Source organism: Corallococcus carmarthensis, from assembly GCF_003611695.1.
Lineage (GTDB): Bacteria > Myxococcota > Myxococcia > Myxococcales > Myxococcaceae > Corallococcus > Corallococcus carmarthensis.
In genome coordinates this window covers 87,310-99,904 of the sequence record NZ_RAWE01000012.1, presented here as the reverse complement: position 1 = coordinate 99,904, position 12,595 = coordinate 87,310, and the positions used below count along the sequence as shown (strand labels likewise).

Below are 12,595 nucleotides of genomic sequence, written 5' to 3'. Positions count from 1 at the left end.
GCTTCCCGCCCTCCCCGTCCAGCCGCGCGACGTCGCCGCATGGGAGCGCGAGCAACTCCAGGGCGCCACGCGTGAACGGCTGCTGGCGTACTGGACGGAGCACCTGGGCGGCGAGTTGCCGGTGCTGACGCTCCCCACGGACCACCCGCGTCCGCCGGCCCAGACGTTCCGTGGCGCCACGCTGACCCGTGACGTGCCCCGGGGAATGCTCGCGGACCTGGAGGCGCTGGGGCGTCGAGCGCAGGCCACACCGTTCATGGCCCTGCTCGCCGCGTTCTCCGCGTGGCTGTCGCGCTACTCAGGACAACGGGACGTGGTGGTGGGCACGCCCTTCGAGTCCCGGGCACCTTCCGAGTCGAAGGGCCTGATGGGCTTCTTCGTCAACACGCTCGCGCTGCGGGTGGACCTCCAGGGGACGCCCTCGTTCCGCGAGCTGCTCGCACGCGTGCGCAAGGTGGCGCTCGATGGCTACGCGCACGGCGCGCTGCCGTTCAACGACGTCCTGGGAGCCTTTGGCGCGCGGCGCGAGCTGTCCCATGCACCGCTGTTCCAGGTGATGCTGGTGGTGCAGGACCGCCTCGCGCCGGCCACGCTCCAACCCGGGCTGACCGTCGCGTCGGGCGGAGAGGTCCACACCGACAAGGCCCGCTTCGACCTGACGCTCGTGGTCGACTTCCCACCGGAAGGGCCCACCTTCTCGCTCGAATACAACACCGACCTGTTCGCGCCCGGCACCGCCGCGCGAATGCTGGAGCACTTCACGGCGCTCCTGGGCGCGGCCATCGCAAGGCCGGATGCGCCCTTCGACACGCTGCCGATGCTCTCCACGCAGGAACGCCAGCGGATGCTGGAGTCCTGGAACGACACCGGCAGCCAGCCTCCCACGGGATGCAGCCACACCCTCTTCGAGGCACAGGCGCGGCGTGAGCCCGGCAAGGTCGCCGTACGGTCCGGCGGCGTGTCGTGGACCTACGGAGAGCTGGACGCTCGCGCCAATCAGGCCGCCGCGCATCTGAGAAGTCTGGGCGTAGGCCCGGAGGTGCGCGTCGGGTTGCTGATGGAGCGCAGTCCGGAGCTGGTCTGCGCGGTGCTCGGAATCGTGAAGGCGGGCGGCGTCTACGTGCCGTTGGATCCCGCGCATCCTGATGACCGGCTCACGTTCATGATGACCGACTCGCGGATGCGCGTCGTCGTCTCCGGCTCCGGCTTGGGGGCGCGCGCGGAAGCGTTGGCCGCGGGCCTTGCGTCGAAGGGCGAGCCCGCTCCGACAGTGGTGGATTGGGTGCGCGACGCGGAGGTGCTGGCGCGGCAGCCGACGACGCCCCGGGACAGCGGCGTGGGGCCGGAACACCTCGCGTACGTCATCTACACCTCGGGCTCCACGGGACGGCCCAAGGGCGTGGAGGTGGAGCACCAGGCCTTCTACAACCTGGTGCTCGCGAAGATTGATGGCTTTGGCATCTTCCCGGACAGCACCGTGCTTCAGTTCGTGTCGTTCGGGTTCGACGTCTCCGTGTCGGACGTGTTCATGACGCTCGCGGTGGGCGCGACCCTGCTGCTGCGTCCGGCGGACGTGGTGGGCGGCGCGGAGCTGGCCACCCTGCTGCGCGATGAAGCCGTCACCGTCATCGTGTTGCCCGCGTCGGTGCTGGCCACCCTGCCCTCCACGGAGCTGCCCGCGCTCAAGTCCGTCATCGCGGGCGGCGAAGCGTGCTCGGCCGGGCTCGTCGACCGCTGGGCCCCGGGCCGCCGCTTCATCAACGCGTATGGGCCTACGGAGACGACCATCTGCACCACGATGGCCCGTTGCCAGCCGGGCGGCGGCGCGCCACCCATTGGCCGTCCCATCCCGCATGCCCGGGTGTACGTGCTCGACGCGCGGCTGGAGCCCGTGCCTCCCGGCGTCACGGGAGAGCTGTACATCGGGGGCGCGGGGCTCGCGCGCGGATACCTGGGCCGGCCGGACCTCACCGCGGACCGCTTCATTCCCAATCCGTTCGCGCAGACGCCAGGAGCGCGGCTGTACCGCACGGGCGACCTCGCGCGGTTCCTGCCGGACGGCTCGCTGATGTTCGTGGTCCGCGTGGACGACCAGGTGAAGATCCGCGGCTTCCGCATCGAACTGGGAGAGATTGAAGCCACCCTGCGTCAGCACCCCGGCGTGCACGAGGCCCTGGTGGCCGTCCACGAGCGAGGCCCGGGCGGCAAGCAACTCATCGCCTACGTGCTGGGCACGCCCGGCACGCCCGTGGCCCTGGACGGGCTCCCGCGCTTCCTGCGCGAGCGCCTGCCCGAACACATGGTGCCCTCCGCCTTCATCGCCCTGGATGCGTTCCCCCGCACGCCGAATGGCAAGGTGGATCGCCGCGCGCTGCCCGTGCCCGCGCACGACGCCAGTGCACGGACCTCACCGCCTGTCGCGCCACGCACGCTCACCGAGGAGATCCTCGTGGAGCTCTGGTGTGAGGTGTTGCGCCTGCCCACCGTGAGCGTGGAGGACGACTTCTTCGCGCTGGGCGGCCAGTCCATCCTCGCCGCGCAGGTCATGTCCCGCGTGCGCGAACGCTTCGAGGTGTCCCTCTCCGTCAGGGTGCTCTTCGAGTCCCCCGTCCTCGCCGCCCTCGCCGAACGCATCGAGCAGGCCTTGATGGCCGACATCGACGCCCTCAGCGACGAAGAGGTCGCCCGGGAGTTGGACACCGGCACCTCCCGCGCATCCTGAAGCTCCGCTGCCTCCTCGTCTCCACCCCCGAGAAGCCATCACGATGAGCGATCCGAATCCGACGTTGGATGCCCGTAGGGCCTTGCTGGAGAAGCGCCTGAAGAAGGCCAGGGCCAAGGAAACAAACGCCCCCGTCATTCCGCGCCGTCCCACGAACGAGGAGCCGCCCGTCTCCTCCGTGCAGCGGCGGCTGTGGTTCCTGGGCCAGTGGGAAGCGGACAGCGCGGCGTACAACATCCCGCTCGCGCTGCGCCTCACCGGGGCCTTGCACGTCGACGCGCTGGAGGCCGCGCTCCAGGAGGTCGCGCGCCGCCACGAGGTCCTCCGCACGACCTACGCGACCCGCGATGACGCCCCCGCGCTGGTGACACATCCGGCGACCCAGGTGACGCTCACCCGTCACGAAGTGGCCCCGGACGCCGCCAGCCGCGAACAGGTCCAGGCCGCCGTCGATGCCCGGGCGCGCCGTCCCTTCGCCCTGGAGCAGGACCTGCCGCTGCGCGCGGACCTGTGGCGCGTGGGCGACGCGGAGCACGTGCTGCTGCTCACGCTGCATCACATCGCCGCGGACGGCTGGTCCATGGGCGTGCTGCTGAAGGAACTGAGCGCGCTCTACGCGGCGTTCGTCGCGGGCCAGCCCTCGCCATTGGCGGAACCCGTGCTCCAGTACGCGGACTTCGCGCACTGGCAGAACGCGAGCATGTCCGGCGACGGCCTCACGTCCCACCTGGAGGCGTACAAGGCCCGGCTGCAAGGTGCCCCCGCGCTGCTGGAGCTGCCCACGGACCGGCCGCGCCCTTCGGTGCGCACCTCGAATGGCGCCATCGAGTCCTTCGACCTCACGCCCGCGCTGTCCCAGGCGGTGCGGGCGCTGGCGCAGCGCGAGCGCGTCACCCCGTTCGTCGTCCTGCTCTCCGGCCTGAGCGCGCTCTCTCACCGCTACACCGGCCAGGAGGACATCGTCCTGGGCACCACCGTGGCCGGGCGCGACGCCTCCGAGCTGGAAGGATTGGTGGGCTGCTTCGTCAACACGCTGGCCCTGCGCACGCGGCCCGTGGGCAGGACGAGCACGCGCGAACTGCTCCAGCGGGTGCGCGATGAGTTCCTCGCCGTCGCCGACCACCAGGCGCTGCCGTTCGAGAAGCTGGTGGAGGCGACGACGTCCGAGCGCAACCTGGCGCACGGCCCGCTGTTCCAGGTGCTGCTCTCCGTCAACAACATCCCCCGGAGCACGCCCGCGCTCGGGGACCTGGGCGTGGAGGAACTGCCGCTCGACACGCGCACGTCCAAGTTCGACCTGAGCTGGTCCGTGGACGACGTGGACGCAAGCCTCACCGGCTCCGTGACGTACAACACCGACCTCTTCGAGCGGGACACCGTCGTGCGCATGGTGGGCCACCTGCGCGAACTGCTCGCGGGCATGGCGGCGCGGCCGGAAGCGCCCCTGGCCACCCTGCCCCTCCTGCCACCGGACGAGTACGCCCGCGTCGTCCGCGACTGGAACGCGACACGGACGGAGTACCCGCCCGCGCTGGACGTGGTGCAGCGCTTCGAGTCCCACGCGGACCGCACGCCGGACGCCCCGGCCGTGGCCTACGAGGGCCGCCGCTACACCTACCGCGAGCTGGATGCGCGCGCGTCACGGCTGGCGCACCACCTGCGGAGCCTGGGCGCGGGGCCGGAGTCACGCGTAGGCCTCTACCTGGAGCGCTCGTTGGACACGATGGTCGGAGTGCTCGGCATCCTGAAGGCGGGCGCGGCCTACGTGCCCGTCGATCCGTCGTATCCGGCGGACCGCGTGCGCTTCATGCTGGAGGACGCGGGCGCGCGCATCGTCGTGACTGAAGGGCACCTCGCGGATCCGCTCCACGGTTCGTCCTCGCTGAGCGCCGTGTGCCTGGACCGTGACGCGGAAGTCCTCGCGCGCCACCCGGCCACGCGGCCCGAGCGCCTCCACGGACTGGAGCACCTGATGTACGTGCTCTTCACGTCCGGCTCCACCGGCAAGCCCAAGGGCGTGGCCGTGGAGCACCGCACCTACGGCAACTACCTGGAGGGCATCCTGCGCCGACTGGACGCGCCGCCCGCCAGCCACTTCGCCATCGTCTCCACCTTCGCGGCGGACCTGGGCACGACCATGGTCTGGGGCGCGCTCACGACGGGCGGCTGCCTGCATGTCCTGTCGCACGACCGCGCGGCGGATCCAGCGGCCTTCGCGGACTACCTGAAGCACCACCCCATCGACGTGCTGAAGCTGGTCCCCAGCCACTTCGAAACGCTGCGCTCACTGCGCGCGCTCCCGGACCTGCTGCCCCGCGCGAGGCTCGTCTTCGCGGGCGAGGCCTGCCCGTGGGACCTGATCGCCACCCTCCGGCAGGCCGCGCCGGACCTGATCATCCAGAACCACTACGGCCCCACGGAGACGTCCGTGGCCACGCTGACCTACGTGCCGCCGCCCACGCTGCCCGAGCACCGAGGCCCTTCACTGCCGCTGGGCAAGCCGCTGGGCAACACGCGCGTGTACGTGCTGGACGCGAGGGGACAGCCCGTCCCCGTGGGTGTCCCAGGCGAGCTGCACGTCGGAGGCGCGGGCGTCACGCGCGGCTACCTGGGGCGCCCGGCCCTCACCGCAGAGCGCTTCATCCCGGATCCCTTCGGCGACACGCCGGGAGGCCGCCTGTACCGCACCGGCGACCTGGCGCGACTGGGACCGGACGGCACGGTGACGTTCCTGGGCCGCATCGACCATCAGGTGAAGATCCGCGGTTACCGCATCGAGACCGGTGAAATCGAAGCGCTCATCCAGACCCACGCGGGCGTCCGCGACGCGGTGGTGCTTCTGCGCGAGGACACGCCCGGCGACAAGCGGCTGGTGGCGTACGTGGTGCTCGCGGAAGCCGAGGCGTCCACGCCGGACGCGGTCCTCACGGCCGTGCGCACGGGCCTCCGGGCCGCGCTGCCGGACTACATGGTGCCGACCGCGTTCGTGATCATCCCCTGGCTGCCGCTCAACCCCAACGGCAAGCTGGACCGCTTCGCCCTGCCCGCGCCCAGCTCGGAACGCGCGCCGTCCGCCGGCCCTCGCGTGGCGCCGCGCAACGAACTGGAGGCCAGCATCGCGGCCGTCTGGGCAAGCGTGCTCGGCGTGAGCGAGGTCGGCATCGACGACAACTTCTTCGAGCTGGGCGGCGAGTCCTTCAAGGCAGTGCGCGCGGTGCGCGGCATGGGCCGCGACGTGAGCGTGATGGACCTGTTCCGCTTCCCCACCGTGCGCAAGCTGGCGGAGCACCTGTCGCGCGGCACCACGGAGAAGCAGGGCCTGCTCCACCGGCTGACGAAGGCGGAAGCAAAGGCGGACGGCGTCACCTGGGTGTGCGTGCCCTTCGGCGGTGGCAGCGCCATCTCCTATCTCAACCTCTCCGAGCGGATGGCGGCGAAGGACGCGCTCTACGCGGTGGAGCTGCCCGGGCACGACTACGCGCGCCGCGACGACGCGCTCCAGCCCTTCGACACCGTCGCGCGCCAGGTGGCGGACGAAGTCCTCCAGCGCGTGACGGGGCCCATCATGCTGTATGGCCACTGCCTGGGCGCGGCGATGGCCGTGGCGGTGGCGCGGCACCTGGAGGAACGCGGAGCGCCGCTGCTGGGCATCATGGTGGGCGGCTCGTTCCCGATGCCCCGGCTGCCGGGCGCGCTGTTCGACATCATCAGCAAGGTGCTGCCCACGGACGGTCTGGTGTCCACGCGCTCCATCGTGGACGGCCTGCTGGTGACGGGCGGCGCCTCCGGTGGCGAGGACCCGGTGGAGCTGGAGTTCCTGGCGCGCAACATGCGCCACGACGGCCGCGAGGCAGAGGACTTCTACACGCGCGCCTACCGCGGAGAGACGGGCCCGCCCCTGCGCACGCCCCTGGTCTGCGTGGTGGGCGAGCGCGACCGCGCGACGGAGTTCCACCAGGAGGAGTTCCTGGAGTGGGGCCGCTTCAGCCAGTCCATCTCGCTGGAGGTCATCCCCCACGCGGGCCACTTCTTCCAGAAGCACCAGGCGACGGAGCTGGCCGCGTTGGGGCAGCGTCAGGTCGCGCGCTGGAAGCACGGCCCCGTCGCGGACATCGAGACCGCCACAGCGGCAGTGCCTCGCGAGCCCGAGCGGACCGCCGCGCCTGGCTTGGGCACGTTCCTCACCGTGACGGTGGGGCAGCTCGTGTCGATGGTGGGCACGGGCCTGTCCACGTTCGCGCTGGGCGTCTGGGCGTACCAGCGCACGGGCGCGGTGTCCGGCTTCGCGCTGATGTCCACGCTGGGCCTGTTGCCCGGCATCCTCGCGCTGCCCATCGCGGGGGCGCTCGCGGACCGCTGGGACCGGCGGAAGATCATGATCGCCTGCGACGCGCTGACGCTGGGCACGGCCGCCATCGCCGCCGCGTTGTCATGGTCCGGGGCGCTCCAGATGGGGCACCTGTATGTCCTGGCCGTGGTGAGCGCGGTGACGAGCGCCTTCCGGCAACCGGCGTACACGGCGGCCGTCGCGCAGCTCGCGCCCAAGCGCTACATCGGCCATGCGAACGGCTTCGCGCAGCTGGGCGGCGCCACGGGCGTGATGCTGTCGCAGATGCTGGGCGGTGCGCTGATGCTGGCGCTGGGGCTGCACCGCATCCTGCTGCTGGACGTGGCGACCTACACCGTCGCGCTGGTGACGCTGCTCGCGGTGCGCTTCCCCTCCGCCCTCTTCCGCAAGCAGGAGGAGCCCTTCCTCCAGGAGGTGACGCAGGGCTGGCGCTACCTCCAGAAGCGCAAGGGCCTGCTCGCCCTGGCCGTGTTCTTCGCGCTGGGCAACTGCCTGGCCAGCGTCGCCAACGTGCTGGTGACGCCGCTGGTGCTGTCCTTCTCCTCGGCGGCGCAGCTGGGCTCGGTGATGGCCATGAACGGCGCCGGCATGCTCCTGGGCAGCCTGGTGATGAGCCTCTGGGGCGGCACCCGGCGGCGCATGGACGGCATGATTGGCTTCATCGCGCTGTTCGGCATCTCCGCGGTGGGCATGGGGCTGCGGCCCGCGCTCGGCTTCCCCATGGTGGGCATGCTGGGCATCGGCGTGTGCACGGCCTTCATCAACGCGCACTGGCTGTCGTTGGTGCAGGTGAAGGTCGGCCTTGAGTTGCAGGGCCGCGTGCTGGCGGCGAACCAGATGCTGGCGCGCTCGCTGATGCCGCTGGGCGCGTTCGCCGCGGGCCGGTTGGTGGACGGACTCTTCACGCCGCTCCTCGCGGATGCACGCGTGGCTTCCGCGCTGTCGCCGCTGTTGGGCGAGGGCCCGGGACGCGGCATCGCGCTGCTGGTGGTGCTCACCGGCGTGCTGTCCCTGGTGCTGACCGTCCTGGGCTTCCTCTACGCGCCCCTGCGCCGCGTGGAGGACGCGCTGCCAGACGCCATTCCCGATCCCGTCATCCTGGACAAGGACGCCCTGCAACAGCAGGCCGACCTCCAGCTGTCGAAGGCCGCCTAGTCATCGTCCCCTTCGAGGAACCCCTTCATGCGCGTTCACCCCGACGACGCCTCCTGCTGGCTGTTTGACTTGTCCGACCTCTCCGGCGACGGAGACGCCCCTCCCGGCACCGACCTGCACGTGGCCCGGCAGACGGTGCACTGGGCCCGGACCTACCTCTCCGCGCCGCACGCGGAGCTGGGACGGCCGGGGCTGGTGTGTCCCTTCGTGCCCCGCTCCCTGGACCTGTCGCTGTTCTTCCCCACCGTCCGCCGTGGCGCGGACCTGACGCCCGGAGACATCGAGGCGACGGTGCTCCGCTACCGCGAATGGTTCCCCCAACTGGAGCCTCGCGAGGGCCGGGATGCGCAGTACAAGTCCATCCTCCTCCTCTTCCCGGACCTGAGGCCGGAGGACTACACGCGCCTCATCGACGAACCCCAGGAACGGCTCAAGCCCGTGTTCGTGGCGGACGGGTTGATGGTGGGCCAGTTCCACGGCGCGCCGCCCACGAACCCCGGCCTGTGGAACCCGGACTTCCGGCCGCTGAAGAGCCCCATGCCCATGCTCGTCATCCGCCACATGGTGACCAGCGACCTGCCCTTCCTCACCGACGCGCGCACGCTCGTGGAGTCCTACCTGGCCCGCTTCAACGGCAGGCTGTCCGCGAAGCAGCAGGAGCTGATCGCCCGGCTGCACCCGGGCGTCCTCGAACGGCGCTGACGAGGGCGGCCGCCCTGTGCCGAAGACACGCATGGGACCTGAGTACAACCTGCAGCCCGGCCTCGCGCCGGGCCCTCGAAGGCCCGTCCCCCTTCGCCGCCAGAGGAGGACTGGACCTTCAGGGTAGGCTCCGTCCTCGTGACTCCAGAACCCTGAGCTGTGACAATGAATTCATGTTTTACGTTGTTATCCAGGCGTGTTCCGGCGTCCGGAGACGGGGCGCGGGACACGATGCCCGGAGGCACGGCGGGCGAGGCATCAGGGACCCATTTTACTTTGGACCCCCTGGCGCTGGAGCATGTGTCTCGAATGTGTCGCTCCCGCGTCTCTGCTCTCGACTTTCGTCCCAGCTCCACCACCTTCCGCGGCCCCCGGAAGACCCACGCCTCGAAGGTCGCGGCCGTGGCGTCCGTGCTGCTGATGCTCCTCGCGTTCGCGCCCACCGCGCACGCGGAAGCGGCCCGGACGGCGGCGCAGCCCGCGCTCGACGGGTGGCGCTTCCGCTGGGGGGACTCGCCGCTGGGGCCTGACGGCGTTCCCACGTGGGCGACGGAGCCGGAGGACGCGGCGGGCTGGCAGGCCGTGGACGCGCTCAAGGAGCCCCCGGGCCGCGGGACGAACACCTTCCTCTGGCTGAGCATCCCCGTGCCGCAGGGCCCCTGGTTGGAGCCCGCCCTCTTCCTGGGCAACGTCGCCAACGCCGTCGAGGTCTACGCCGGCGGCCAGCGCGTCTACGTCAGCGGGACCCTGACCCCCACCGGCCAGGAGACGATGGAGAGCATGGTCTGGCACCTGGTGCCCGTGCCGCCCGCGTCGTTGGGCCACCGCGTGCTCCTGCGCATCCAGGCCCATGGGCCCGCCATCGGCATCACGCGCGACGCGAAGGTCGGCTCGCACCGGGATCTGCTCGCGGAGGTGACGCGCACCGGGCTGGCGCCCTTCGTCATGGGGACGCTGCTGCTCGGCATTGGCGCGGTAGCCCTGGGCGCCGCGCTCCTGCGCCGCCAGTGGCGGATGCTCGCCGCCCTGACCGTGTTCTCCGCGGGCTCGGGCGCGCTGCTGCTCGGCTCCAGCGGGCTGTTCGCGGCGCTCTGGAACGGGGCGGCCCAGGGCAGCGTCGTCACGCTGCTGGGCTCGTACGCCATCCTCCCCTCCCTGGCGTGGTTCATCTCGGATACCGTCGGCGCGGACAAGCTGCGCTGGCTCCGCCGGGGCGCGGCCGTCGTCACCGTCCCGGCCATCCTCCAGGCGATCATCGTGGTCGCGGACCTGGGCGCCGCGTGGCGGCTCCTGCCCGCCTTCATCCTCTACTCGCTGCCCGGGCTGCTGGTCTGCGTGGGAGTCGCGGTGGTCCAGGCGTGGAAGGGAGACAAGGACGCGCGCATCTTCGTCGCCGGCCTGGGCGTCCTCACCTTCGTGCTCCTGCTCAGCACCCTGCCGATGCTGGGCCTGATGGAGGTCACCGACAGCCAGGTGCACTGGGGCTTCTTCGCGCTCACGCTGTCGCTCGTGGGCATCGTGGCGCGCCGCTCGTCTGAGGTGGTGCGCTCGCTGGCGGAGTACACGCACCAGCTGGACGCGCGCCGCAAGGACGTGCGCCTGCTGGCCGAAGGCATGGGCCGCGGCGCGGACGAGCTGGCAGCCGTCGTGCAGCAGCTGCACACCTCCAGCGAGGAGCAGACCGTGGGCATCAGCCGTCAGGCGGCGGCGCTGCGCGAGCTGGAGCAGACCGTGGAAGAGATCCGCCAGGGCTCGCACCTGACGGCGGACAAGGCGCGCCTGCTCGCGGCGTCGGCGGAGAGCGCGGAGGCGGTGGGCCGCGAGGGCGGAACGGCCCTGGAGCGCACGCTGACGGACCTGGCCGCCATCCGCACCGAGGTGTCGGAGATGGCCGCGCGCATCCTCGCGCTCGACGCGCGCACCCGCGAGGTGTCCGGCATCGTCGACGACGTGAAGACGCTGGCGGACCAGTCCAACATGCTGGCCATCAACGCCGCCATCGAAGCGGTGCGCAACGGCGACAGCGGCAAGGGCTTTGGCGTGGTCGCCAAGGAGATGCGCCGGCTGGCGGACCAGTCCATCCGCGCCACCGAGCGCATCCGCGACGTGCTCGACGGCGTGAGCATGAGCATGCGCGAGGCCGCGCAGATGAGCGAACAGGGCGAGGCGCGCGTGCAGGTGAGCCTGGACGCGGTCCGCAACTCCGGCGCCCAGCTGCAGAAGCTGGCGGGCATCATCGGCGACACCAGCGGCAGCGTGCGGCAGATCACCCAGGCCGTGGCCCAGCAGGACTCGGGCACGCATCAGATTGCCCAGGCCATCCAGGAGCTGTCCGGCCAGATGCAGCGCACGCTGCAGGCCGTGGAGGAGACGCGGACCGTCACCCGCTCCGTGCAGACGCTGGCGGAGGTCATGTCGGGGGCCGCGGTCAAGACGCTCCGCTCCGGCACGCTGGACGAGCAGCAGAAGCCCGCGGCCGCGTGAAGCCCGGGCCCGGCCCGGCTACACTCAGGGAATGGTGCCCCTGACCGACCACTCCGGACTGCCGCCCGAGCGGCGCGCCACCCTGGAGCGGCAGCTCGCGCCGCTCACCCTGCTCCAGGACGTGGTGCGCTGGGGCTTCGCGAGCACCCCGCCGCGCGACGTGGCGGCGGTGGTGGTCCAGGACGAGTTCACCCACGACGTGGTGCTGCCCTGGGAAGAGACGCGCTACCTCGTCTTCGACACCACCTGACTGGGCGGAGTCACCTCGGTCTCCGTGTGGGACCACTGCCCCAACGCCGATGAACTGCTGGACGCGCGGCTGCGCGCTGGCTGGACGCCCACGCCGACGAGCACCGTCGACGGGGACGTCGTCCTGGGCCACGCCGCCTGCCGGGTGCCGGCCCGGGCCGCGCGCTGACGTCCCGAGGACACTCCGCCAGGGCGATGCGTGGAGAACGCGACGTCCGGAGCGCGCAGACGCGCGGACGCTGACGAAGCCATGACGTGCCGGAAGTACGAGCACCGCATGGAAGAGAGTGTGAAGCCCCGGTTGCGCGGCCTGTCGCACATGATCGCGTTCGTGGCGGCGCTGCTGGGCTGCGTGCGGATGGCGCTGGTGCCGGTGCAGGGCGCGCAGTACGTGGCGAACCTGGTGTTCGGCGGCAGCCTGGTCCTGATGTTCGGCGTGAGCGGGGGCTACCACTGGCCCACCTGGAGCGCGGCGACGTACCAGCGGATCCGGCGGTTCGACCACGCCGCCATCTTCATCCTCATCGCGGGGAGCTTCACGCCCATGGCGACGCTGGCCCCCATGGGCGGCTGGAGCCAGCGGCTGCTCTGGCTCATGTGGGGCGCAGCGCTGACGGGCGCCACGCTCACGCTCGCGGGCATCTCCGCGTCACGAGGGCTGCGCTCGGGGCTCTACGTGGCCCTGGGCTGCGTGGCGGCCCCGGTGATGTGGCACCTCCCGGGGGTGATGGGCCCGGGCCGCGTGGGGTGGCTGTTCTTCGGGGCCGTGCTCTACGCCGTGGGCGCGGTGGTGTACGCGCGCCGTTGGCCAGACCCCGTCCCCCACGTGTTCGGCTACCACGAGCTGTTCCACCTCATGGTCGTCGCCGCGGCCGCCACGCACTACGCCGTGCTGATGGACTTCGTGGGGCGGTAGGGCGCGTCAGGGATTGCCG

The 12,595-nt window shown here is 71.5% G+C and carries 7 protein-coding genes; all 7 read left to right on the top strand.

Annotation, left to right across the window (positions count from 1 at the left end; translation table 11 throughout):
* Positions 1-2,722, top strand: a 2,722-nt coding sequence (locus D7X32_RS05965) for a non-ribosomal peptide synthetase (RefSeq protein ID WP_120601530.1), incomplete at its 5' end; no start/stop codon positions are given.
* A gap of 43 nt (positions 2,723-2,765) precedes the next feature.
* Complete coding sequence (locus D7X32_RS05960) at positions 2,766-8,225, top strand: non-ribosomal peptide synthetase/MFS transporter (RefSeq protein WP_120601529.1); 5,460 nt, start codon at positions 2,766-2,768, stop codon at positions 8,223-8,225.
* A 27-nt stretch (positions 8,226-8,252) separates the two neighbouring features.
* On the top strand, positions 8,253-8,927 hold the full coding sequence (locus tag D7X32_RS05955; RefSeq protein ID WP_120601528.1) for a DUF6875 domain-containing protein: 675 nt from the start codon (positions 8,253-8,255) through the stop codon (positions 8,925-8,927).
* 309 nt (positions 8,928-9,236) lie between these two features.
* Positions 9,237-11,411 carry a methyl-accepting chemotaxis protein gene (locus tag D7X32_RS05950; RefSeq protein ID WP_120601527.1) on the top strand — a complete coding sequence of 725 codons (2,175 nt, stop codon included), beginning with the start codon at positions 9,237-9,239 and terminating at the stop codon, positions 11,409-11,411.
* Positions 11,412-11,442: 31 nt separating this feature from the next.
* Positions 11,443-11,661 carry a hypothetical protein gene (locus tag D7X32_RS05945; RefSeq protein ID WP_120601526.1) on the top strand — a complete coding sequence of 73 codons (219 nt, stop codon included), beginning with the start codon at positions 11,443-11,445 and terminating at the stop codon, positions 11,659-11,661.
* A gap of 24 nt (positions 11,662-11,685) precedes the next feature.
* Positions 11,686-11,829 (top strand): hypothetical protein, encoded by a 144-nt coding sequence (locus D7X32_RS45340; RefSeq protein WP_158625617.1) that lies wholly within the window; start codon positions 11,686-11,688, stop codon positions 11,827-11,829.
* 108 nt (positions 11,830-11,937) lie between these two features.
* A complete protein-coding gene (gene trhA / locus D7X32_RS05940; protein ID WP_120601536.1) occupies positions 11,938-12,576 on the top strand; it encodes a PAQR family membrane homeostasis protein TrhA in 639 nt (212 codons plus the stop codon).
* Positions 12,577-12,595: the final 19 nt, after the last annotated feature.